This window comes from Amycolatopsis sp. NPDC049691 (assembly GCF_040675005.1).
In the GTDB taxonomy this organism is placed as follows: Bacteria; Actinomycetota; Actinomycetes; order Mycobacteriales; family Pseudonocardiaceae; genus Amycolatopsis.
Map to the genome: position 1 here is coordinate 58175 of NZ_JBFANX010000001.1, position 21849 is coordinate 80023.

The 21849-nt window shown below is 71.7% G+C and carries 24 protein-coding genes; 16 read left to right on the forward strand and 8 right to left on the reverse strand.

Going from position 1 to position 21849, the window contains the following annotated elements:
- Positions 1-59: 59 nt before the first annotated feature.
- The 3 genes from AB0J40_RS00350 to AB0J40_RS00360 form a co-directional block, all read right to left on the reverse strand.
- Complete coding sequence (locus AB0J40_RS00350; RefSeq protein ID WP_364445605.1) at positions 60-1550, reverse strand: right-handed parallel beta-helix repeat-containing protein; 1491 nt, start codon at positions 1548-1550, stop codon at positions 60-62.
- 138 nt (positions 1551-1688) lie between these two features.
- Complete coding sequence (locus tag AB0J40_RS00355; RefSeq protein ID WP_364447212.1) at positions 1689-2834, reverse strand: phytase; 1146 nt, start codon at positions 2832-2834, stop codon at positions 1689-1691.
- Between the two features lie 89 nt (positions 2835-2923).
- Positions 2924-3520, reverse strand: coding sequence for a TetR family transcriptional regulator (locus AB0J40_RS00360; protein WP_364445606.1), 597 nt, complete (start codon positions 3518-3520; stop codon positions 2924-2926).
- Between the two features lie 38 nt (positions 3521-3558).
- On the opposite strand from AB0J40_RS00360, the gene hisF reads away from it, so the two are divergent.
- The 4 genes from hisF to AB0J40_RS00380 are packed head-to-tail and all read left to right on the forward strand — an operon-like array spanning position 3559 to position 5415.
- A complete protein-coding gene (hisF, locus tag AB0J40_RS00365) occupies positions 3559-4332 on the forward strand; it encodes an imidazole glycerol phosphate synthase subunit HisF (protein WP_364445608.1) in 774 nt (257 codons plus the stop codon).
- Complete coding sequence (locus AB0J40_RS00370; RefSeq protein WP_364445610.1) at positions 4329-4706, forward strand: hypothetical protein; 378 nt, start codon at positions 4329-4331, stop codon at positions 4704-4706. The genes hisF and AB0J40_RS00370 overlap by 4 nt, the downstream gene beginning before the upstream one ends.
- Positions 4703-5065: a phosphoribosyl-AMP cyclohydrolase gene (hisI, locus tag AB0J40_RS00375; RefSeq protein WP_329049944.1), complete on the forward strand. Its 363-nt coding sequence runs from the start codon at positions 4703-4705 to the stop codon at positions 5063-5065. The genes AB0J40_RS00370 and hisI overlap by 4 nt, the downstream gene beginning before the upstream one ends.
- Positions 5062-5415, forward strand: a complete 354-nt coding sequence (locus tag AB0J40_RS00380; RefSeq protein WP_364445612.1) for a DUF1304 domain-containing protein — start codon at positions 5062-5064, stop codon at positions 5413-5415. The genes hisI and AB0J40_RS00380 overlap by 4 nt, the downstream gene beginning before the upstream one ends.
- A 76-nt stretch (positions 5416-5491) precedes the next feature.
- Here AB0J40_RS00380 and AB0J40_RS00385 read toward each other — a convergent pair whose 3' ends face one another.
- Positions 5492-5683 carry a DUF397 domain-containing protein gene (locus tag AB0J40_RS00385; RefSeq protein WP_364445614.1) on the reverse strand — a complete coding sequence of 64 codons (192 nt, stop codon included), beginning with the start codon at positions 5681-5683 and terminating at the stop codon, positions 5492-5494.
- Positions 5684-5694: 11 nt separating this feature from the next.
- Positions 5695-6528: a helix-turn-helix transcriptional regulator gene (locus AB0J40_RS00390; protein ID WP_364445616.1), complete on the reverse strand. Its 834-nt coding sequence runs from the start codon at positions 6526-6528 to the stop codon at positions 5695-5697.
- A gap of 162 nt (positions 6529-6690) precedes the next feature.
- On the opposite strand from AB0J40_RS00390, the gene AB0J40_RS00395 reads away from it, so the two are divergent.
- Positions 6691-7647: a hypothetical protein gene (locus tag AB0J40_RS00395; RefSeq protein ID WP_364445618.1), complete on the forward strand. Its 957-nt coding sequence runs from the start codon at positions 6691-6693 to the stop codon at positions 7645-7647.
- Here AB0J40_RS00395 and AB0J40_RS00400 read toward each other — a convergent pair.
- Complete coding sequence (locus AB0J40_RS00400; protein ID WP_364445619.1) at positions 7628-8233, reverse strand: TetR family transcriptional regulator; 606 nt, start codon at positions 8231-8233, stop codon at positions 7628-7630. The two genes, AB0J40_RS00395 and AB0J40_RS00400, sit on opposite strands and share 20 nt — an antisense overlap.
- 96 nt (positions 8234-8329) lie before the next feature.
- On the opposite strand from AB0J40_RS00400, the gene AB0J40_RS00405 reads away from it, so the two are divergent.
- The 7 genes from AB0J40_RS00405 to AB0J40_RS00435 all read left to right on the forward strand — a co-directional run bounded on the left by AB0J40_RS00405 (position 8330) and on the right by AB0J40_RS00435 (position 14530).
- Positions 8330-9889 carry an anthranilate synthase component I gene (locus tag AB0J40_RS00405; RefSeq protein ID WP_364445621.1) on the forward strand — a complete coding sequence of 520 codons (1560 nt, stop codon included), beginning with the start codon at positions 8330-8332 and terminating at the stop codon, positions 9887-9889.
- A 31-nt stretch (positions 9890-9920) separates the two neighbouring features.
- Positions 9921-10448, forward strand: a complete 528-nt coding sequence (locus AB0J40_RS00410; RefSeq protein WP_364447214.1) for a Trp biosynthesis-associated membrane protein — start codon at positions 9921-9923, stop codon at positions 10446-10448.
- Positions 10449-10572: 124 nt separating this feature from the next.
- A complete protein-coding gene (gene trpC / locus AB0J40_RS00415; protein WP_364445623.1) occupies positions 10573-11382 on the forward strand; it encodes an indole-3-glycerol phosphate synthase TrpC in 810 nt (269 codons plus the stop codon).
- Positions 11361-12590 (forward strand): tryptophan synthase subunit beta, encoded by a 1230-nt coding sequence (trpB, locus tag AB0J40_RS00420; protein WP_364447216.1) that lies wholly within the window; start codon positions 11361-11363, stop codon positions 12588-12590. Before trpC ends, trpB begins: the two co-directional genes overlap by 22 nt.
- Entirely contained in the window at positions 12587-13378 is a 792-nt protein-coding gene (gene trpA, locus AB0J40_RS00425; protein WP_364445625.1) for a tryptophan synthase subunit alpha, read from the forward strand. Before trpB ends, trpA begins: the two co-directional genes overlap by 4 nt.
- A 33-nt stretch (positions 13379-13411) precedes the next feature.
- Positions 13412-13789, forward strand: coding sequence for a MerR family transcriptional regulator (locus AB0J40_RS00430; RefSeq protein WP_364445626.1), 378 nt, complete (start codon positions 13412-13414; stop codon positions 13787-13789).
- Positions 13790-13846: 57 nt separating this feature from the next.
- A complete protein-coding gene (locus AB0J40_RS00435; RefSeq protein WP_364445628.1) occupies positions 13847-14530 on the forward strand; it encodes a peptidoglycan recognition family protein in 684 nt (227 codons plus the stop codon).
- On the opposite strand, the gene AB0J40_RS00440 is transcribed toward AB0J40_RS00435, so the two are convergent.
- Positions 14483-15841, reverse strand: coding sequence for a glutamine synthetase family protein (locus tag AB0J40_RS00440; RefSeq protein ID WP_364445629.1), 1359 nt, complete (start codon positions 15839-15841; stop codon positions 14483-14485). The two genes, AB0J40_RS00435 and AB0J40_RS00440, sit on opposite strands and share 48 nt — an antisense overlap.
- Positions 15842-15895: 54 nt before the next feature.
- Here AB0J40_RS00440 and AB0J40_RS00445 point away from each other — a divergent pair, with 54 nt between their 5' ends.
- The 4 genes from AB0J40_RS00445 to lgt are packed head-to-tail and all read left to right on the forward strand — an operon-like array spanning position 15896 to position 20681.
- A complete protein-coding gene (locus AB0J40_RS00445) occupies positions 15896-17329 on the forward strand; it encodes an APC family permease (protein ID WP_364445630.1) in 1434 nt (477 codons plus the stop codon).
- A complete protein-coding gene (locus AB0J40_RS00450; protein WP_364445632.1) occupies positions 17326-18450 on the forward strand; it encodes an amidohydrolase family protein in 1125 nt (374 codons plus the stop codon). The genes AB0J40_RS00445 and AB0J40_RS00450 overlap by 4 nt, the downstream gene beginning before the upstream one ends.
- Entirely contained in the window at positions 18447-19616 is a 1170-nt protein-coding gene (locus AB0J40_RS00455) for an amidohydrolase (protein WP_364445634.1), read from the forward strand. Before AB0J40_RS00450 ends, AB0J40_RS00455 begins: the two co-directional genes overlap by 4 nt.
- Positions 19617-19634: 18 nt before the next feature.
- Positions 19635-20681, forward strand: a complete 1047-nt coding sequence (gene lgt / locus AB0J40_RS00460) for a prolipoprotein diacylglyceryl transferase (RefSeq protein WP_364445636.1) — start codon at positions 19635-19637, stop codon at positions 20679-20681.
- Between the two features lie 70 nt (positions 20682-20751).
- Here lgt and AB0J40_RS00465 read toward each other — a convergent pair whose 3' ends face one another.
- Positions 20752-21540, reverse strand: coding sequence for an SDR family oxidoreductase (locus AB0J40_RS00465; protein ID WP_364445638.1), 789 nt, complete (start codon positions 21538-21540; stop codon positions 20752-20754).
- Positions 21541-21849: the final 309 nt, after the last annotated feature.

Here is a 21849-nt window from a genome sequence, read left to right on the forward strand (position 1 = left end):
CCTAGGGACGCACGGGACGGCCGGACTGCTGCACGCGGGCGGAGTGGCCGCGGTCACACTCAGCAGTTCGGGGTCACGCCGTCGAAGGAGGCGCAGTCGTCCTGGTTCCACGGCTCGTTCTGCCACTGGTCCGGCGTCAGGCTGCGAGAGTTGTCGCCGGCCACGAACGTCCACGGGCCGTAGTAGTCGTTGCTGTACCAGTAGTTGTCCTGGTCGTGGGTGATCGCGTCCTGCACGAGGGTGCCGTGGTACGGGGACCACGCCGGGTAGGTGCCGTAGTTGGACAGCACCGCCATCCGGCCGCACAGGCCGTTGCAGCCCGGCCGGGCGGGGTCGAAGCGGAACGTGTTCGAGTGGATCTCGACCCGCTGTGTCTTCCAGCGGCAGTCGCCGTACAGCGGGTCGTCGTCGATGCCCGGCGCCGAGCACAGCGTCCGGTCGGTGACCAGCTTGGTGCAGCTCGCCGTCGACGTGTTGGCCGGGCTGTTGCAGAAGCGGTCGGCGTTCTCCCACAGCGTGATGGCCGACCAGTTGTCCTCGAAGGTGTTGCCGTAGATGTCCAGCACGTCCGTGCGGGCCGGGACGCGCGGTTCGCCGCCGGACTCCGAGAGGTACACCGCCGCCGACGGGAAGTTGTCGCCGCGGGACGCGCGCCTGCTGCCGGCCACCACGTTGTTGCGGCGGATGGCGTTGTGGCGGATGACGGCGTTGTAGCTGATCTCGTAGAAGATCGCTTCGGCGTCATTGTCCTCGATGACGTTGTCCTCGATCAGGAAATCGTTGTCGTTGGTGTCGGCCCACAGGCCGGCGCCGTGGTTGTGGTGGATCCAGTTGCCGCGCACGTCGGCGCCGTCGACCGCCCAGAATTTGATTCCGCCGCTGCACCCGCAGCCGGGGTTGCGCGTTTCCCAGTCGTCGACGTTGTTGCCGGAGATTTCGTTGCCCTCGACGACCAGCCCGGTGATCGCGTTGTCGGGGCGGTAGGCGTTCATGCCGTACTGGCCGTTGTCGCGCAGGCAGTTGCCCCGCACTTCCTGGCGGACGCCGGCCATCAGCGCGGCGCCGCGGTTGTTCTGGACCGTGTTGTTTTCGATCACCCAGTGCGCGCCGGAGTCGTGGTTGACCACGCCCTGGTCCTGCGGGGCGACGAAGTTCTGGATGGTGAGGCCGCGGATGACGACGTCCTTGGCCTGCTGGGTGAACGCGGCGCGGTTGACCGAACGGCCGTCGAGCACGGCGCCGGGCGCGCCGAGGTAGACGTCGCCGTCCTTCGGGATGACCTGGCCGAACTGGTCCGGGGCCAGCAGGTGCGTGCCCGGTGGCAGCCAGAAGGTGGTGCCCGGTGGCGCGGACTGCGTTTTCACCGACAGGTCGCCTTCGACGGCCGGGTCGACGACCACGGCGCCGGCCGGGGCCTGCGGGTTCAGGGCGGGCTGGTGGTCGCAGACGGCGCCGGTCGCGGCGGCGGCGGCCGGTGCGGAGCCTGGGAAAAGGGGAGTGGCGAAAGTCGCCAGGAGCAGGACGGCGAGCGCGGAATGGGGGCGCGGCATGCCGTGAACCTACGCGAGATCGGGGGCGGGAATACCGCCATAAGTGGAAAGTTCGGGTCGTGAATGAAGGGGCCGGTCACGGTGAAAGAATCACCGCGACCGGCCACTGGACAAATGCCGGACAATGCAATTATCCCCTTACCGGGGGAGGACGTCGCCCAGCCGGACGAAGGCGAATCCGGTGGTCGCGACGTCCCCGGCGGCCGGGCGGCGCTCGCCGTCGTGGACCACCAGGAGGCCGTGCGGGAACCGCTTCCCGAGGGAGGCGGTGCTGATCGCCGAGCCGTCGGAGTGCTCCACCGAGTCCGTGCCGCGGCCCGCGACGATCCGCAGGTCACGCGTGCGCGGGCCGTAGACCACGAACCGCGAGTCGCCCTGGCTGGAGGCGAACAGCGTCCCGTGCGCGACGGCCAGTCCCTCGGCGTCGGCGGTCAGCCACTGGCCGCCGAAGCCGGGGTCGGCACCGTCGGGCACGCACTCTTCGCTGGCCGCGTCCCACCGCTGCGGGACGCCGAACGAGCGGACGCGGTCGACCAGCTCGGGCCGCCCGAAGCCGCCGGACGTGAGCGGGATCCGCCAGATCCCGACGTCCTCCTGCGCGGTGTAGAGCACGCGGCCGTCGAAGACCGACCCCTCCAGCTGCGGCCCTTCACCCGGCTCCTCGCAGGGCGACCACGTCGTCCCGTCCGGCAGGCGGAAGGACGACGGCAGGTCGACGGTGGCCAGCCTCGCGGTGCCGACGGCGCCGCCGGGCAGGTCGACGAGCTTCAGCAGCGCCACCCGCGTCTCGTGGCGCCGGGTCACGGCCACCCAGCGGATCCCGGTGACCGGGTCGCGGCCCGCGGCCAGGCCGTAGGCGGTGCGCTGTTCGTCCACATCGGACTCCGGGAACACCCGCGCGGCGGCGGGGTCGGTGACGTCCCGCAGGACGTTCGCCCCGGCCGCGGCGCCCCGCGGGTCGATCCGGTAGACGCGGACGCGGTCCCGGCCGCGATCGCTGACGACGGCGAGGTCGCCGACGACGTCGACGTTGTTGAACCGGCCGCCCGCCCCGGCCGGCACGAGCTGCAGGGTCCGCGCGTCCAGGTCGAACGCGGCGAGGCCGCCTTCCTTCAGCGTCCCGAGGACGACGCTGCGGGTGGGGTCGTGGGGGTGGACCCAGATGGCGGGGTCGTCGGCGTCGGCGGGCTCGGCGAAGGCCTGGGTCTGCAGGACCGGCGAGGGATCGCGCGGAGCGGCCGAGGCGGGGACGGCGGTGAGGAGCGAGAGGGCGGCCACGGCCACCGGGAGGAGTCTGCGCACGCGCGGCAAAGTAGACGAATCGGGTGGCCGGGACGTGAACGAGCGGTGTGGCGCAGCCCCCGGTCTCCAGTCTACGGCGGGGGACCGACAGTTTCGCGGCCGTCGAGGTAGTACTGGGCCACCGGGGCCAGCAGCGCGACGATTTCCTCGTCGTCCGCCTCGGCCAGCGGGGGCAGCTTGATCACGTACCGCAGCAGCGCCACGCCCATCATCTGCGCCGCGATCCCCGTCACGCGGATCTTCGGCACGTCGAGCGCGCGCGCCACCTCGGCCAGGACCGTGCGCTCGATGAACTGGCGCATCATCAGCGCGACCTGCTCGTTCGTCGCCGCCGCGCGGAGCATCGCGATGAACGGTGTGCGGCCCTCGGGCACCGCCCACACCCCCAGGAACGCCCGCGCCAGCCGCTCGCCCACGCCGGCGCGGGGGCCCGCCAGGATCGCCGGGACCAGTGACGCCGGGTTCACCGGCAGGTTCATCGCCGCCGCGAACAGCGCCTGCTTGCTGCCGAAGAAGTGGTGCAGCAGGGCCGCGTTGACGCCCGCGTCGGCGGCGATCCCGCGGACCGTCGCGCCGTCGTACCCCAGCTCGGCGAACCGGTGCCGGGCCGCGTCGAGGATCTTCTCGCGCGTCTCCGTCTGCCCCGGCCGCCGTCCCGCCCGTGCCATCGTCCGAGCTTAGAACGCCCATGACTACGCTGGTGGGCATGTCTGTCGCGGTGCGGGTGATCCCCTGTCTCGACGTCGACGCGGGCCGGGTCGTGAAGGGCGTCAACTTCGCCGGCCTCCGCGACGCCGGCGACCCCGTCGAGCTGGCCCGGCGCTACGACGCCGAGGGAGCCGACGAGCTGACGTTCCTCGACGTCACGGCCTCCTCCGGCGACCGCGAGACCACCTACGAGGTCGTCCGCCGCACCGCCGAGCAGGTCTTCATCCCGCTCACCGTCGGGGGCGGCGTCCGCAGCAACGACGACGTCAACCGGCTCCTGCGCACCGGCGCGGACAAGGTGAGCATCAACACCGCCGCCATCGCCCGGCCGGAGTTCCTGCACGAAGCGTCGAGACGGTTCGGCGCCCAGTGCATCGTCCTGTCGGTCGACGCGCGCCGCGTGCCCGAAGGCGGCGAACCGACCGCGTCCGGGTTCGAGGTCACCACCCACGGCGGCCGCCGCGGCACCGGCATCGACGCCGTCGAGTGGGCCGCCCGCGGCGAGGAACTCGGCGTCGGCGAGATCCTGCTCAACTCCATGGACGCCGACGGCACCAAGAACGGCTTCGACCTCGAGCTCATCGAGCTCGTCCGCAAGGCCGTGCGCGTCCCGGTGATCGCCAGCGGGGGAGCGGGCGCGGTCGAGCACTTCCTGCCCGCCGTGAAGACGGGCGCGGACGCGGTGCTCGCGGCCAGCGTGTTCCACTTCGGACAGCTGAAGATCGGCGACGTCAAGGACGCGCTGCGCGAAGGCGGGGTCGAGGTCCGGTGAAGTCCTGGCAGGCACCCGTCGAGGTGAAGGTCACCGCCGCGCTGCTCGTCGGGCTGCCGGTCGCGTGGGCGCTGCTCGACCTGATCCCGGTGCTGAGCGCCGGGTCGGGCCTCGAGATCTACCGGATGCCCGCGCTCGCGCTCATCCTCGGCGGCGTCGTGACGACCGGGCTGGTGCTCAAGATGGGCAGCGCCCGCATCGGCGGCCTGGTCGTCAGCGTCGTCTTCGCGTTGCTGCACGCGTTCCTCCTGCTCGGCGCCGCGCTGTGGTGGAACAAGCTGTTCTCGGGCCTGTCCTTCGCCGGGTACGGCTACGCCTTCGTCCTGTTGAACTCGATGCCGCTCAAGCGGCACATCCTGGGAGTACGGGCATGACCCTGGACGCGGCCGTCTCGGCGCGCCTCAAGCGCAACGCCGACGGCCTGATCGCCGCGGTCGTCGTCGAGCACGCCACTTCGGACGTGCTGATGATGGCCTGGATGAACGACGACGCCCTCGCGGCCACGCTGGCCACCCGCCGCGGCACGTACTGGTCCCGCAGCCGGGCGAAGCTGTGGGTCAAGGGCGAGACGTCCGGCCACTACCAGCACGTCCGCGAGGTGCGGATCGACTGCGACGGCGATACGGTCCTGCTGCGCGTCGACCAGACCGGCCCGGCCTGTCACACCGGCACGCACACCTGTTTCGACACCGAGGAGCGCCTGCTCCTGGCCGACGAGAAAGAGCTCGCGTGACCATCGTCGCCGACGTCCTGATCGGGCTGGTCGCCCTGATCCACGTCTACATCGTCGTCCTCGAGATGTTCCTCTGGACGACCCCGCGCGCCCGCGCCGCCTTCGGCACGACGCCGGAGTTCGCCGAGGAGTCCAAGACGCTGGCCGCGAACCAGGGGCTGTACAACGGCTTCCTCGCGCTGGCCCTCGTCTGGGGCCTGGTCGCCGGCCAGTTCCAGCTCCAGCTGTACGGCCTGGTCTGCGTGATCATCGCGGGCCTCTACGGCGCGGCGACGGCCAGCAGGCGGATCCTGTTCGTGCAGGTGCTGCCGGGCGCGCTGGCCCTGATCGCGCTGCTGATCGCCCGCTAGCCCGCAGGCGTGGGCCACGCGGGGTCCGTGGACTGCCCGGGCTGGTCGCCGGGTACGGGCGCGCCAGGGCCGAGACCTATCGCCGGCGCCCGGAGAACCGACGGCCGAAAACCGGCAACGCGGCGCGCCAAGCGGCGGCCGACACGGTGAGCTGACCCGCGTGCCGCGCTTTGGTGTCCCGGACGCCCACGACCGGCCCCAGCGCCACCTCGACACAGTTGTCGTTCGGGCCGCTGTAGGAAGACTTGCGCCAACCGGTCGAGCCCACGATCGCCTCCGTTATCGGGCGGCCTCCCGAAGCAGGGCCTGGGAAGCCTCTTCGCTCAGAGCTAGTCCGCGTAGCACCTTAGCATCGTGCTTATGGCCTGTGGTCTGGGATTCCTCGTGGAGGAAGGCAGTCGAGCTGACGTGTTCCACCGAGGCGATCGGCGGTGAGTCGGCGAACTCGTAAATGTCGAACGGGCCGATCAGCCCGGGGTGGTAGCCGATGCCAGACGGCACGATGCGCAGGCTGATGTTCGCGCGCCCGGACATTTCCAGCAGGTGATCGACCTGGTCGGACATGACCTCCGCGCCGCCGAAGTTTTCTCGTAGGGACTGCTCGCCGATCAAGGCGCTGAACCGCACCGGGTCCTGGCGAGTGAGGATCCGCTGCCGATCGAGCCTGACCCGGAGCCGGTTGTCGGCCTGTTCGATCGGCAGCGAGAGCTTGTCCATGATCGAGCGGATGTAGTCCGGGGTCTGCAGCAGCCCGGGGATTATCAGCGGCGACCACGTGGTGATGACCGTCGCGGTGCTTTCCAGGTTCAGCCGGGTGGTGAGTGCGAATGGCGTGTCGGTGTTGCTCGACGCGAGCCAATTGGGCTCCCGTGCGTGCCGGGCCAGGGTCCGGATGCGGTCCCGTTTCTCCCCGGTCACCCCGAGCAGCGCGAGGATCGCCGACACGTCCTCGACGCTCGGCAACCGCTGCCCCTTCTCCCACAACGACAGCACCTGCGGCAGGACTCCCAATTTCTCCGCGAGCCGGCGAAGGCCGACTTTGCGCGCTTCGCGTTCTTCCCGCAGAGAAGCGGCGAGCGTTCTCGCCGCCGGGCTTGAAGACGTTGGCTTCACGGAGGAAGCATACGAATCCCGTCGATTCCCCGAATGCGCGAACGGTGTCAGCGAAAGGTGACGCCTGATCCCTTACACGCTTGACGAGGCGTCCCGGTTGCCTCTCCGTCGTATGCCGTTTCTCGCAGCGTTCGCGCAGGCCACCGGCCCTACCATCACTCCATGCGGGCACTCTGGGTGGTCATCGTCGTCTTCTTTTCGGTCCTTTCCGCGCTCGGCGCCGCGGCCACGGTGTACTCGCTCCTCTCCGGCGACGACGATCTGCCGGGCAACGCGATCCTGCTGGCCGGTGGCCTCGTCTTCGCCGCCATCGGCCTGCACGGGCTGCGGGTCTTCGACCGCGGCGCGCTGGCCGCCGCCCGGGATTTCGGCCGGTGGCTGCCCGCGGCGGATCCCGCCGACGGTGACCACCCGGAACTGAACGCCCGCATGCGCCGGGTTTCCCGGCGCGCGACGGGCTTCGCCGTGGGCTGGGCGGTGGTGTTCGCGGCCGGGTTCACCGGCGTCGCGCTGGCGGGCGTGGCCGCCGACGACCTGCTCGCCACCGGCTTCCACGAGCCCGGTGTGGTCGTCAACGTGCACGCCAGCGCCAAGGGCACGCCCTACATCTGGGTGCGCCACGGCGACCGGACCGACGGGATCATCTGGGAGTCGGACCACGACTACTACATCGGTGAGGAGGTGGTCGTCATCTACGACCCGGCCGACCCGGCACGCGTGCGCACCGCCGACGAACCGAACGAAAACCAGGCCCTGCTCGGCTCCGGCGTGGTCCCGATGCTGGCCGCCCTGTTCGGCCTGCCGTTCTCGATCGGGCTGGCGGCCGGCTGGCGGCGCCGGATCCGGGCCGTCGAGCGCACCGGGTGGCGGCCGGCCCTCGCGAGCGAGGGGCCGGGACCGCACGACGGGCGGTACCTGAAGGCGAAGTTTCGCGACGGGACGGAAGTCACGCTCCGCCGCTCCTGGGGCGCCCTCGCCCTGTCGTCGTCGGCCGGCTGGAAGAACAAGCGGGTCTGGGTCGGCGGCTGGGACAAGACGATGGTCGTGGCGCACGAGGACGGCCCGTACGTCCTGGCCGTCCACGCGCTCCGCGAGCGGGTCAGCCGATCTCGCCCGTGAGGTAGCGCTGCAGGGTCGGCGCCACCGCGCGCACCAGGACCTCGACGTCCTGGCTGGCGAACGGCTCGAACTTCGCGACGTACCGGATCATGCCCATGCCCACCATCTGGGACGCGCAGAGCGTCATGCGCAGGGACACGTCTTCGGCGCCGATCGACGAGATCAGCGCCGTGAAGAACTTCTGGAAGAAGTCGCGCAGCACGTGCCCGGCCTGCTCGTGGCCGGTGATGCTGCGGATCAGCGCGACGAACTGCCCGCCGCCGGCGCTGTCCCAGCGGGTGACGAAGGTGCGGACGATGCGCTCGCCGAGCTCGTCGTCGGGGCCGTCGCGCAGGATGCCCAGCAGCTCCAGCGGATCGAACGGCAGCTTGAGCACCGCCTGGGCGAACAGGCCCTCCTTGCCGCCGAACCAGTGGTTGACCATCGCGGCGTCGACGCCCGCGCGGGTGGCGATCGCGCGCACGGTCGCGCCGTCGTAGCCGTTCTCGGCGAACACGGCCCGGGCGGCCTCGATCAGCGCCGTCCGGGTGTCCTGACCGGCGGGGCGCCGCCCGCGGCGGCGCGAAGTAGGCTCGGTGGTGCTCACGCCCTCATCATGACGCACGCACTCCCTGAATTCAACAATCATTGAATTCGGGGGTCTGGGAAAACCCCTTCCCGGGGGTGCAGCACAATGAGGGTCATGGTCAGCACCTCGAGCAGCAAGTCCGGGCCCGGCTCGGTCAGCCCGTCCCGCGAGGACTTCCGCGCCCTCGCCGAAAGCCGCCGCGTGATCCCGGTCGTGCGCCGGGTCCTCGCCGACGGCGAGACGCCGATCGGGGTCTACCGCAAGCTCGCCGCCGACCGGCCGGGCACGTTCCTGTTCGAGTCCGCGGAGAACGGTGCCTCCTGGACGCGCTGGTCGTTCATCGGCGTCCGCAGCCCGGCCGCGCTGACCGTCCGCGACGGCGAAGCGGTCTGGACCGGCACCCCGCCGGTCGGCCTGCCCGCCGAGGGCAACCCGCTGACCGTGCTGCGCGAAACGATCGAAGCGTTGCACACCGAGCCGCTGCGCGGATTGCCGCCGCTCACCGGCGGCATGGTCGGCTACATCGGCTACGACTCCGTGCGCTGGCTGGAAAAGCTGCCCGAGCTGGCCGAGCGCGACCTCGACATCCCCGAGCTGACCATGCTCCTGGCCACCGACCTCGCGGCGTTCGACCACCACGAGGGCACGGTCACGCTCATCGCGAACGCCGTCAACTGGGACGACTCGCCCGAGCGCGTGGACGCGGCCTACGACGACGCCGTCGCCCGGCTGGGCGCGATGACCGAGCAGCTGCAGGTGCCCGCGCCGGCCACCGTCGCGGCGTTCGACCGGCCGGCGCCGGAGTTCGTCCGCAAGCGCTCCAAGGCGGACTTCCACGCGGCCGTCGAGAAGGCCGTCGAGGCGATCAAGGCCGGCGAAGCGTTCCAGATCGTGCCGTCGCAACGGTTCGAGATCCCGACCGCGGCCGACGCCCTCGACATCTACCGCGTGTTGCGGACGTCGAACCCGAGCCCGTACATGTACCTGCTGCGGCTGGAAGGCTTCGACATCGTCGGCTCCAGCCCCGAATCCCTCGTCACCGTGCGGGACGGCCGCGCGACCACGCACCCGATCGCGGGCACGCGCTGGCGCGGCGCCGACCCCGAAGAGGACGCCCAGCTGGCCAAGGACCTCCTCGCCGACGAGAAGGAGCGCGCCGAGCACCTGATGCTCGTCGACCTCGGCCGCAACGACCTCGGCAAGGTCTGCAAGCCGGGCACCGTACGCGTCGTCGACTTCTTCCAGATCGAGCGGTACAGCCACGTCATGCACATCGTGTCGACCGTCACCGGTGAGCTGGCCGAGGGCAAGACGGCGTTCGACGCGGTCACCGCGTGCTTCCCGGCGGGGACGCTCTCGGGTGCTCCGAAGGTCCGCGCGATGCAGCTCATCGAGGAGCTGGAGCCGGTGCGCCGCGCGCTGTACGGCGGGGTCGTCGGCTACCTCGACTTCGCCGGCGACGCCGACACGGCGATCGCGATCCGCACCGCGCTGGTGAAGGACGGCATCGCGCACGTCCAGGCCGGGGGCGGGGTGGTCGCCGACTCGGTGCCGGACTACGAGGACACCGAGTCGCTGAACAAGGCCAGGACCGTGCTTTCGGCCGTCGCCGCCGCGCAGACGATGGTCGCGGCCGGCTCCCTCGACCCGGCCGCGGACTCCGCGCATGTCTGAGGAGGCCAAGGCGTCCCGGCGTCCACTGTGGATGATCGTCGCCGCGCTCCTGCTCGGCGCGCTGGCGCTGTGGGGCGCGTCACGGCTGACGTGGTTCGCCGAGTTCCGCGACGGCGGCGTGCGCGGCACGGTCCTCTACCGCGAGACCGGCGAGCAGCGCGCGACGGCGCTCGTGCCGCTGGCCCTGCTGTCCCTGGCCGGCGTGGCCGGGGTGATCGCGACGGGCGGCTGGGCGCGGCGCGTGCTGGGCGTCGTGCTGGCGCTGGCGGGCGTCGCCGCAGTCTGGTCGGGCGTGTCCGGCGTGAAGTTCTCCGGCTGGGCCGACGGTCTGCCCGTGACGCAGCTGCTGCTGGGACGCGGCCTGGCCGTGCTGGGGGGAATTCTCGTCGCGGCCGGCGGGTTGGCAGCCGTCAAGGGCGCGGCCGGGACGGCGCGGCTCGGCACCAAGTACGCGGCGCCGGCGACCCGGAAGAAGGTCCGCGATCCGGACGCCGAGCTGTGGGAAGCGCTGTCGGAAGGGGAGGACCCGACCGATGTCGGGAGGAGGCATTCGGAGTAACGCCCGCACCCGGAACCGGGCGCTCGAGATGCGGGGGTTAGCATCGTTTCGGCGGGAAGGGGAAGGTTTTTGTGAGCGACCTTGCGAGTGAATCCGTGAGCACGTGCCCGGGCGGGGGCGCCCGGTGACCGTGCTCGAAGACATCGTCGCCGGCGTGCGCGAGGACCTCGCGGCACGCGAGGCCGTGCTGCCGTTCGACGAGCTGAAGATCCGCGCGGCGGCCGCCCCGGCGCCCCGCGACGTGATGTCCGCGCTGCGCGAGTCCGGCATCGGCGTCATCGCCGAGGTCAAGCGGCGCAGCCCCTCCAAGGGCGACCTGGCCGACATCCCCGACCCGGCCGCGCTGGCGAAGGACTACGAAGACGGCGGCGCGCGCGTGATCAGCGTGCTCACCGAGCAGCGCCGCTTCGGCGGCTCGCTGGCCGACCTCGACGCGGTCCGCGCGGCGGTCGACATCCCGATCCTGCGCAAGGACTTCATCGTCAGCCCTTACCAGGTGCACGAGGCCCGCCTGCACGGCGCCGACATGGTGCTGCTGATCGTCGCCGCGCTGGAGCAGAACGCGCTCGTCGCGCTGCTCGACCGCGTCGAGTCCCTCGGCATGACCGCGCTGGTGGAGATCCACAACGCCGAGGAGGCCGACAAGGCCCTCGAGGCGGGCGCCAAGGTCATCGGCGTCAACGCGCGCAACCTGCACACCCTCGAGGTGGACCGGGACGTCTTCTCGCGGCTGGCCCCCGGCCTGCCGATGGACGTCTACAAGGTCGCCGAGTCCGGGGTCCGCGGGCCGGGCGACCTGATGTCCTACGCCGGCCACGGCGCCGACGCGGTGCTGGTCGGCGAGGGTCTCGTCGCGTCCGGCGACCCGAAGGGCGCCCTGGTCAAGCTGGTCACCGCCGGTTCGCACCCCGCCTGCCCGAGGCCTTCGCGGTGACCGCTGAGCACGACAAGCACGACCCGGACGAGCGGGGCTACTACGGCCCGTACGGCGGGCGGTTCATGCCGGAGGCGCTGATCGGCGTCGTCGACGAGGTCGCGGCCGAGTACGACAAGGCCCGCCACGACCCGGAGTTCGACGCCGAGTTCAAGCGCCTGCTGAAGGACTACGCCGGTCGTCCGTCGCTGCTCACCGAGGCCAAGCGCTTCGGCGAGCACGCCGGTGGCGCACGGGTGTTCCTCAAGCGCGAGGACCTGAACCACACCGGCTCCCACAAGATCAACAACGTGCTGGGCCAGGCGCTGCTCACCAAGCGGATGGGCAAGAAGCGCGTGATCGCCGAGACCGGCGCGGGCCAGCACGGCGTCGCGACGGCCACCGCGTGCGCGCTGCTCGACCTCGACTGCGTCGTCTACATGGGCGAGGTCGACACCGAGCGCCAGGCGCTGAACGTGGCCCGCATGCGGCTGCTCGGCGCCGAGGTGATCCCGGTCAAGACCGGTTCGCGGACGCTCAAGGACGCGATCAACGAGGCCCTGCGCGACTGGGTCACCAACGCCGACACCACGCACTACCTGTTCGGCACGGCCGCCGGCCCGGCGCCGTTCCCGGCGATGGTGCGCAACTTCCACCACGTCATCGGCACCGAAGCCCGCGAGCAGATCCTCGAGCAGGCCGGGCGCCTGCCCGACGTCGTCGCGGCGTGCGTCGGCGGCGGGTCGAACGCCATCGGCATCTTCTCGGGCTTCTACGACGACCCGTCCGTGCGGCTGGTCGGCCTGGAGCCGGGCGGCGAGGGCATCGAGGGCAACCGCCACGGCGCGACCCTGACCAAGGGCACGCCGGGCAACCTGCACGGCGCGATGACGTACCTGCTGCAGGACGAGGACGGCCAGACGGTCGAGTCGCACTCGATCTCGGCCGGGCTCGACTACCCGGGCGTCGGCCCGGAGCACGCGTGGCTGAAGGACACCGGCCGCGCCGAGTACCGGCCGGTGACCGACGCCGAGGCGATGGACGCTTTCAAGCTGCTGTCCCGCACGGAGGGCATCATCCCGGCGATCGAGTCGGCGCACGCACTGGCCGGCGCGCTGGTGCTGGGCCGCGAGCTGGGTCCTTCGGGTCTCATCGTCGTGAACCTCTCCGGCCGCGGCGACAAGGACATGGACACGGCGGCCAAGTGGTTCGGACTGGTGAACGAATGAGCGGGCTGGACGACCTCTTCGCTGCCACGCGCGCGGAGGGCCGCGCGGCGCTGGTCGGCTACCTCCCGGCGGGCTTCCCCACGGTTTCCGGGTCCAAGGACCTGATCGCGGCGTGCGTCGACGGCGGCGCGGACCTGATCGAGGTCGGCGTCCCGTATTCGGACCCGGTGATGGACGGCCCGACCATCCAGGCCGCGTCGGTGACCGCGCTGGACAACGGCTTCCGCCTCAAGCACGTGTTCGAGGTCGTCGAGTCGGTGGCCGCGCGGGGCGGCCGCGCGGTCGTGATGACGTACTGGAACCCGGTCAACCGCTACGGCGTGGACCGTTTCGCGCGCGACCTCGCTTCGGCGGGCGGGCTCGGCCTGATCACGCCGGACCTGATCCCGGACGAAGCCGCCGCGTGGATTTCGGCGTCTTCCTCGCATGGATTGGACCGGATCTTCCTGGTGGCGCCGTCGTCGTCGGAGGAGCGGCTGGCTTTGACGGCTTCCGCGTCGTCGGGGTTCATCTACGCGACCGCGGTGATGGGCGTGACGGGCGCGCGCGACCAGGTCGGCGCGGGAGCGGAGACACTGGTCCGCCGCACGCGGGCGCACACGTCGTTGCCGATCGGCGTCGGCCTGGGTGTCCGCTCGGGCGACCAGGCGGCCGAGGTGGCGTCGTTCGCGGACGCGGTGATCGTGGGTTCGGCCCTGGTCACGGCGGCGGCGGAGGGCGCATCCGGCGTCCAGGCGCTGTCGGCGGAGCTGGCGGAGGGCGTCCGCCGGGCGGTCGCCACCGCTTGACCTGGAGCGCACTCCAGGTGCCACCCTGGATCGGTGACGTCCTACACGCCGGCCCAGGTGACCGAGAAGACCGGTTTCACGATCGACACGCTGCGGTACTACGAGCGCATCGGCTTGCTCCACGAAGTGGGCCGAACGGCGGGTGGGCGGCGGTTCTTCACCGAGCAGGACGTGGAGTTCCTGCAGCTGCTGCGGTGCCTGCGGTACACGGGCATGCCGGTGGCGGAGATGCTGCGGTTCGTGGAGCTGCTGCGATCCGGCGAGGCGACGCGCGAAGAGCGGGTCGAAGTACTGCGGGAGCATGAGGCGAGGGTGGCGTCCCAGATCGCGCGGCTGCAGGAGCACCAGGAGCACATCCGCTTCAAGATCGAGCTTTACAGCGGCGCTGGAGAACTGGCCTCGGCGGGCTGAGCCGGTCACTCGCGCCTTTGTACGAAAGCTGTACGTGGCCGGCCCAAGCTCCACCCCATGGACTTCGCACCCCTCCCGCGGCGCACCTTCCTCCGCGGCGCCGCCGGCCTGGCCGCCGCAGGAGCCGCCGGTCTCCTGCTCCCGCAAGCCGCCCGCGCCGCGACGGAACCCCGGATCTACTCCTGCGCAGAATGGGGAGCCCGCCCGCCGGCCGATGCCCTCACCACCCTCGACCACCCCGCGAACCGCATCCTGATCCACCACATCGCCTGCCCCAACAGCACCGACTACTCCCTGGCCCACGCCTTCCAGGTCGCCCGGGACGATCAGCACGACCACATCGACAACAACGGCTGGTCCGACACCGGCCAGCACTTCACCGTCAGCCGCGGCGGGTATCGGCTCGAAGGGCGGCACGGCAGCCTCGACGCCCTCCGGAGCGGCACCACCATGATCCAGGGCGCGCACTGCCCCGGGCAGAACACCAACGCCATCGGCATCGAGAACGAAGGCACCTACACCAGCGTCGAGCCGCCCGAAGCGCAGTGGGCCTCCCTGGTCGTCTTCTGCGCCTTCATCTGCCGCCAGTACGGCATCCCCGTCGACGAGATCAAGGGCCACCGCGACTTCTACAACACCGAATGCCCCGGCGAGCGCCTCTACGCCAAGCTGCCCCAGCTCAGGGAAGAAGTCTCAATGCAGGTAGCGCATCAACGCGCACAGCTCGCCGGGCGGCAGTGAGCCCAGCCGCGCGATCTCGCCGCGGCGCACGTCCATCACCGTCGTCGCGAACTCCGCGCCGAACGCCGTCGTCAACGCCGTGTCCGCCTCGAACGCCGCCACCGCGTCCGCCAGCGACGTCGGCAGCCGCACGGCCGAGGGGAGCGTGCCCGGGTCGACGTCCACCGGCTCCGGCAACGAAGCCGGCGCCGCGAGGCCGGCCAGGCCCGCGAACAGCAGCGCCGCCACCACCAGGTACGGGTTCGCCGTCAGGTCGAAGCACTTCACCTCGAAGTTCGCCGCCCGGTCGCGCTGCCCGGCCGGGCCCTGCACCAGCCGCAGCGGCGCCTCGCGGTTTTCCAGGCCCCACACCGAAAACACGCCGGCCCAGTGGTGCGGCTCGAGCCGCAGGTAGCTGACCACCGACGGCGCCCCGATCGCCAGCAGCGCCGGCAGCCGCGAAAAGATCCCCGCGCCGAACGCCTCCGCCGTCGGTGTCAGGCCGAACCGGCCGTCGCCGCCGGCGCACAGGTTCCGGTCGCCGTCCCAGAGGCTCAGGTGGACGTGGCCGCCGTTGCCCACGCCGTCCGGCGAGAACTTCGGCGTGAACGACGCCCGCAGCCCGTGCTGCTCGCTCACCATCCGGATCGTTTCGCGCGTCAGCACGGCGATGTCGGCCGCGCGCACCGGGTCGTCCGGTGCCACCGACAGCTCGAACTGCCCGGCCGCGTACTCGGGGTGGATCTGTTCCACCGTCACGCCTTGAGCGGTCAAAGTGGACACCAGCGCGCGCAGGTACGCCGCCTGCGCGGACAGCCGCGCGAAGCCGTAGGCCGGGCCCGCCGTGGCCGAGCGCGGGTCGTCCGGTGCGTCCGCCGACGTGATCACCCACTCGATCTCGAACGCCGTCCGCACGTTGTAGCCGAGTTCCACGACCCGCGCCGCCGCGGTCGCGGCCAGCGCCCGCGCGTCCTGCGGGTGCGGCTCGCCTTCCTGGTCGTACTTGCGGACCGGCGCCCACGCCCAGCCCGGCTGCGCGGCCAGCGGCACGAGCGCGTCGAGGTCGGGGTGCAGCCGCAGGTCGCCGACCGGGCCCCGCGAGTACTCGCCGTCGGTGATGTCGTCGGTGGCCAGGAAGAAGTCGAACGAGTTGGACGCGCCGACACCCCACGCCGCCGCCGACCACAGCCGGTCGACCGGGACGGCCTTGACGCGCGCGATGCCGCTGTTGTCCACGAAGGTCAGCGCGACGAGCTCGACGCCGGCCGCGCGCAGGGCGTCGGCCCGCAGCGCGCCCTGTTGTGCGAGTTCTGCCCGATCGAGCTGGCTCATCGTGCTCCCGTCGATGTTCACTTGAGGTTTCACCGCAGAAAAGAGGTGGAGATCGTGTCAGACACCGTCGAAACCCGTCCAGGGCTGCGCCGCTCCCTCTCCGTCTGGCAGGCCGTCGGCCTGTCGGTGGCGTTGATGGCCCCCAGCATGGCCGCCAACATCAACCCCCAGCAGACCGCGGCCGCCGCCGGCCGCGCCGTCCCGCTCGCCTTCCTGCTCTCCGCGGTCGGCGTGCTGCTGGTCGCCTACGGCTTCGTCAAGCTCTGCCAGTACTACCAGCACGCGGGGTCGGTGTACGCGTTCGTCGGCGCGACGCTCGGCCCGCGCGCCGGCGTCGTCTCCGGCATCGGTCTCCTCGGCACGTACACCTTCTACGCGGTCGTCACCAGCTCGGCCGCAGGCACGCTCGGCACGGCCTTCCTGACGCAAGTGGGCATCTGGCCGGACCCGCCGTCCTGGGGGCCGTTCGTGCTGACGGCCGTCGCGCTGATCGGCGCGTGGCTGCTCTCGGTGGTGCCCGCGCGCCGCGGCACGAGCACGCTGCTCGCCGTCGAAGGCGCGACCATCGCGGTGATCCTGCTGGTCACGGTCGTGATCCTGGTCCGGCTGCTCGCCGGGAACGCGCCCGGGGGCGGCCGGTTCACCCTCGACGTCTTCGTCCCCGAGACGGGGCTGTCCGGGGTGTTCCTCGGCGCGGTCTTCGGCTTCCTGTCCTTCGCCGGGTTCGAAGCCGCCGCGACGCTCGGCGAGGAGACCCACGACCCCCGGCGCAACATCCCGCGCGCGATCCTCGGCACGGCGATCTTCGGCGGCATCTACTTCGTCGTGGTCACCGCCGTCGAGATGATGGCGTTCGGCGCGGACGCGACGGCGTTCCACGACTCGCCGTCCCTGCTCGGCGACCTCGGCAGCCGGTACGCCGGCGCGTGGGTCGGCGACGTCATCAGCGTCGGCGCCGCGATCAGCGCGTTCGGCTGCTGCCTGGCCTGCGTGGTCGGCGGGTCGCGGCTGCTCTACGCGCTGGGCCGCGACGCGTACGGCGGCCGCGGCATCGGCCGCACGTCCACCCGCGGCACGCCGGTGGCCGCGGTCAGCGCGGTGACCGGCGCGGCGGTCCTGATCATCGGAGTATGCGCGCTGTTCTTCGGCGCGACGGCGTCGGACACCTTCGCGTGGTCGGGCTCGATCGGGACGTTGATCCTGCTGGTGATCTACCTGCTCACGACGGCCGGCGCGATCCTGCTGCTGTTCGTCAAGCGGCGGATGCGCGTGCCGGCGTGGCACCTCGTGTTCCCGGTCGGCGCGCTCGCCGTGCTCGGGTACACCGTCTACGTCAACGTCGTGCCGTACCCGACCGAGGGCCCGGCGCGGTGGTTCCCCGTGGTGGCCGGTGCCGTGCTGGTGCTGGCGGTGATCTTGGTGCTGTCCGCGCCCGGGTTCGCTCGTAGGGTGGGGGAGAGGCTGACCACCGTGGACGGAGGCGCATGACCGACCTGCTCCCGTTCGTCGCGGACCTGCCGCTGGTGGACCACCACTGCCACGGCGTCGTCAGGCACGACGTGGCCCGCGCGGGCTTCGAGGCGATGCTGACCGAGGCGGACACGACGTCGCCGCTCGGCACGAGCCTCTTCGATTCGCTGATCGGGCTCGCGGTGCGCGCACGCTGCGCACCCGTGCTCGACCTGCCCGCGCACGCGGAGGCCGACGCCTACCTCGAACGCCGCGCCGAGCTGGGCGCGGCCGAGGTGGCGCGGCGGTTCCTGCGCGCCACCGGCACGACCGACTTCCTGCTGGACGGGGGTTTCCTGCCGGACACGCTGACCACGACCGGCGAGTTCGCGGAGCTGGCCGGTACCCGCGCGCACGACATCGTCCGGCTGGAGCAGGTGGCCGAGCACGTCATCCAGGGGACCACGGCGGCCGGGTTCGCCGCCGCGCTCACCGACGAGCTGGGGAAACGCGCGGAGACGGCCGTCGGGCTCAAGTCGATCGCGGCCTACCGCGTCGGCCTGGAACTGGCGGGGGAGCGGCCGTCGCCGTCCGAGGTCGAAGCCGCCGCCGGCCGGTGGCTCGCCGCGGGCGGCGGCCGGCTGGCCGACGAGGTGCTGCACCGGTTCCTCGTCTTCACCGGGCTCGACCTGGGCCTGCCGGTGCAGTTCCACGTCGGCTACGGCGACTCCGACGTCGACCTGCACCGCTGCGACCCGCTGCACCTGACCGGGCTGCTGCGCGCGACCCGCGACCGCGGCGTGCCGATCCTTCTGCTGCACAACTACCCGTTCCACCGCAACGCCGCATATCTGGCGCAGGTCTTCGAGCACGTGTTCGCCGACGTCGGGCTCGCCACCCACAATGCGGGGTTCCGCGCGCCGGCGATCCTGGCCGAGCTGCTGGAGATCGCGCCCTTCGGGAATGTCCTCTTCTCCACCGACGCGTTCGGCCTGGCCGAGCTGTACCACCTGGGCACCGCCCTGTTCCGGCAGGGGCTTTCGGACTTCCTGCGCGCCGGGCTGGCCGCCGGTGCGATGTCCGAAGTGGACGCCGTCCGGCTGTGTGCTTTGGTGGGGCACGAGAACGCGAAGAGGATCTACCGGTTGGAGCACGCGTGAGTGATCTGTGGGACGCCTGGACCGGCGCGATCGAGGACGAGCTGCCCGCGGCGATCGAGCTGCGGCACGCGGTGCACGCCGACCCGCGCGGTTCCGGCGACGAAGAGGACACCGCCCGGCTGGTCGCGGGCGCGCTCGGGGCCGGCGACGGCGTCCGCGTCGCCAAGACCGGCCGCGCGATCCTCCTGCCCGGCGGCGAAGGCCCGGCGGTGGCGCTGCGGGCCGAGCTCGACGCCCTCCCGGTGCTGGAGGGCACCGGCGTGCCGTGGGCGTCGGGCAACGAGTTCATGCACGCGTGCGGCCACGACGTCCACCTCGCCGCGCTGGTCGCCGTCTGCCGCGCGGCGCTGCGCGTCGGCGTGCCGCGGCCGATTCTGGCGTTGCTGCAGCCGCGCGAGGAGACGTCGCCGCCGGGCGCGCTCGACGTCGTCGGGTCCGGGGTGCTGGCCGAGGCCGGGGTGGACGCGGTGATCGGCGCGCACGTCCAGCCGCGGATCGCGCACGGCGTCGTCGCGGCGGTGCCGGGGCCGGTGAACGCGTCCACCGACGAGTTCGAGGTCACGATGCAGGGCCAGGGCGGCCACGCCGGCTACCCGCACCTGCTGCGCGACCCGATCCTGGCGCTGTCGCAGCTGGTCGTGAGCCTGCAGCAGCTCGCGTCCCGCCGGATCGACCCGGTGTTCGGCGCGGTCTGCTCGATCGGCCGGCTCCAGGCGGGCACGGCGGCCAACGTCGTCCCGAACACCGCGACCGCGTTCGGCTCGCTGCGCGTGATGCGGGCGAAGGACCGCGAGAGCGCGCTGGAGGCGCTCACGGACATCGTGCACGGCACCGCGCGGGCGCACGGCTGCACCGCCGAGCTGGAGATCAGCCCGTGCGAGCCGGTGCTGGACAACGACCCGGCGCTGGCGCTGGGGGCGCAACGCTGGCTGAGCCACGGCGGCTTCGTCGTCGACGACGGGTTCCGGTCGTTCGGCGCGGACGACTTCGCCCACTACTGCGGCGGCGCGACCCGCGGCCTGATGCTGTTCGTCGGCCTCGGCGACACCGCGGGCGTGCCCAGCCTGCACGACGAACGGTTCCTCCCGCGCGACCAGGCTGTCGTCCAGGTGGCGCACGCGCTGGTGGCGGGGTACCTGGCCGCCTTGGAGGCGCCGGCGCCTTAGCGCTACGGTGGCCGCGTGATGACCGCCTACCTCGCGACGATCCCGAGCCCCGACCGCGGGGTGTGGCACCTGGGACCGATCCCGATCCGCGCGTACGCCCTGTGCATCATCGCCGGCATCATCGTGGCGATCTGGTGGGGGGAGCGGCGCTGGGCCGCCCGCGGCGGCACCAAGGGCACGGTCATCGACATCGCCGTGTTCGCCGTGCCGTTCGGCCTGGTCGGCGGCCGGTTGTACCACGTCATCACCGACCCCGAGCTGTACTTCACCGAGGGCAAGAACCCCTGGAACGCGTTCGCGATCTGGGACGGCGGCCTCGGCATCTGGGGCGCGATCGCCCTCGGCGCGGTGGGCGCGCTCATCGCGTGCCGCCGCAAGGGCATCCCGCTGCCGGCGATGGCGGACGCGATCGCCCCGGGCATCGTCGTCGCGCAGGCCATCGGCCGCATCGGCAACTACTTCAACCAGGAGCTCTACGGCGCGCACACGGACCTGCCGTGGGGCCTGGAGGTCTTCCAGCGCTTCAACCCGGAGGACCCGGACAACCTGCTGAACGGCGTCGCGACGGGGCACATCCCGCTGCCGGAGAGCCCGGTCCACCCGACGTTCCTGTACGAGCTGATCTGGAACCTGCTGGTCGCGCTGCTGGTGGTGTGGGCGGACCGGCGCTTCAAGCTGGGGCACGGGCGGGCGTTCGCGCTGTACGTGGCCGGCTACACGGTGGGCCGCGGGTGGATCGAGATGATGCGGACCGACACCGCGAACCACATCCTCGGGCTGCGGGTGAACGTGTGGACGTCGATCCTGCTGTTCATCGCGGCGGTGGTGTACTTCGTGCTCGCGGGCAAGCGGGGGCCGCGGGAGGCGCCGGAGACGCTGGTGAGCAAGGACGCTGTCGGTCCGGACGAGGTCCCGGTCGAGGCTTCGGAGGACGCCCCGGCCGCGGAGACCGCGGACGAGCCGGAGCACGCCAAGGTGGCGGCCGAGGCGCCTGCCGCGGACAAGCCCGCTTCGGAGGGCGCGGAAGCCGCGGCCGAGGAGCCGAAGAAGACCGACGAGAGCTGAGCGCTTTCCGAAGGCCGCTGCCGGAGCCCTGGTGGCGGTCTTCGGCGTATCCGGCCTCCGAGCGCCGGCGTCAGCCGAGGTCGGGCAGGCCCAGCTCCAGGTTGGGCGCCTGCAGGCCGCCGTCGACCTCGAGGATCTTGCCCGTGATGTACCCGCCGGCCCGGGAAGCCAGGAACACCACCGTGGCCGCGATGTCCTCGGCCTCGCCGATGCGCTTCAGCGGTGTCGCGGCCTCCATTTTGGCCTTCAGCTCGGGGTTGCCCACCACGATCTCCAGGGCCGACGTCGCCACCGAACCCACCGAGATCGCGTTCACCCGCACCCGGGGCGCCAGGTCCGCCGCCGCCAAGCGCGTGTAGTGCGCCAAGGCCGCCTTCGCCGTTCCGTACGCCGCGAAGCCGCGGCCCGACACCCGGCCCATCACCGACGAAATGTTGACGACCGAGCCGCCCGTCTCCAGCAGTGCGGGCGCCGCCGCCACGGTCAGCGCGTGCGCCGTCGCCACGTTGAAGCGGAACGCCTCCTCCAGGAAGTCCACCGAAGACTCCAGCAGGGGCCGCGGGTACGTGCCGCCGACGTTGTTGACCACCAGGTCGAGGCGGCCGAACTCCGCCACCGCCGTCGACGCCAGCTCCGCCGCGGCCTCCGGCGCGGAGAGGTCGACCGGAACGGGAAAAGCCCGCCGGCGGGCCGCCGAGACCTGCGAAGCGACTTCGTCGAGCTGAGCGGAGGTGCGGGACGCGATGACCACGTCGGCGCCCGCTTCGGCGAGGGCCACGGCCGTGGCCGCGCCGATTCCCCTTCCGGCGCCGGTGACCACCGCGACCTGGCCGGTGAGCTTGAACCGATCGAGGATCATGCGGCGAAATGTAACACGTTCTAGTGACCGGCGGCACAATCCCGCGCTGCCGGGTCGGACCCGTCACGTTAGGCTTGACGCGAGTTTCCGGGCCGTATACTTAGCGGAACGAACTACCGGGAACCCATCAGGAACTACGTCGTTCCGCGCAGCCAGATCGTTACCGTCCGACGTCGCTCGGGGCGCTCTGAACAGGTGCTGGCATGTTTCCCAGGTGTTAAAGTCGCGCTAACAAGCGGGCCATCGTCGTCCCGTGCGCTCCCCGGCCGGTAGCCCGGCCCCGCACGACAGACGACGAAGGAGGTCCCT

What these genes read in the sequence shown, in the direction of transcription:
- AB0J40_RS00395 (WP_364445618.1), top strand. Translation starts at nt 6,691, where the DNA reads ATGCGGGCACTCTGGGTGGTCATCGTCGTCTTCTTTTCGGTCCTTTCC.
- hisF (WP_364445608.1), top strand. Translation starts at nt 3,559, where the DNA reads ATGTCTGTCGCGGTGCGGGTGATCCCCTGTCTCGACGTCGACGCGGGC.
- AB0J40_RS00410 (WP_364447214.1), top strand. Translation starts at nt 9,921, where the DNA reads ATGATCGTCGCCGCGCTCCTGCTCGGCGCGCTGGCGCTGTGGGGCGCG.
- AB0J40_RS00350 (WP_364445605.1), bottom strand. Translation starts at nt 1,550, where the DNA reads ATGCCGCGCCCCCATTCCGCGCTCGCCGTCCTGCTCCTGGCGACTTTC.
- lgt (WP_364445636.1), top strand. Translation starts at nt 19,635, where the DNA reads ATGACCGCCTACCTCGCGACGATCCCGAGCCCCGACCGCGGGGTGTGG.
- trpA (WP_364445625.1), top strand. Translation starts at nt 12,587, where the DNA reads ATGAGCGGGCTGGACGACCTCTTCGCTGCCACGCGCGCGGAGGGCCGC.
- AB0J40_RS00405 (WP_364445621.1), top strand. Translation starts at nt 8,330, where the DNA reads ATGGTCAGCACCTCGAGCAGCAAGTCCGGGCCCGGCTCGGTCAGCCCG.
- AB0J40_RS00435 (WP_364445628.1), top strand. Translation starts at nt 13,847, where the DNA reads ATGGACTTCGCACCCCTCCCGCGGCGCACCTTCCTCCGCGGCGCCGCC.
- AB0J40_RS00440 (WP_364445629.1), bottom strand. Translation starts at nt 15,841, where the DNA reads ATGAGCCAGCTCGATCGGGCAGAACTCGCACAACAGGGCGCGCTGCGG.
- AB0J40_RS00360 (WP_364445606.1), bottom strand. Translation starts at nt 3,520, where the DNA reads ATGGCACGGGCGGGACGGCGGCCGGGGCAGACGGAGACGCGCGAGAAG.
- AB0J40_RS00450 (WP_364445632.1), top strand. Translation starts at nt 17,326, where the DNA reads ATGACCGACCTGCTCCCGTTCGTCGCGGACCTGCCGCTGGTGGACCAC.
- AB0J40_RS00465 (WP_364445638.1), bottom strand. Translation starts at nt 21,540, where the DNA reads ATGATCCTCGATCGGTTCAAGCTCACCGGCCAGGTCGCGGTGGTCACC.
- hisI (WP_329049944.1), top strand. Translation starts at nt 4,703, where the DNA reads ATGACCCTGGACGCGGCCGTCTCGGCGCGCCTCAAGCGCAACGCCGAC.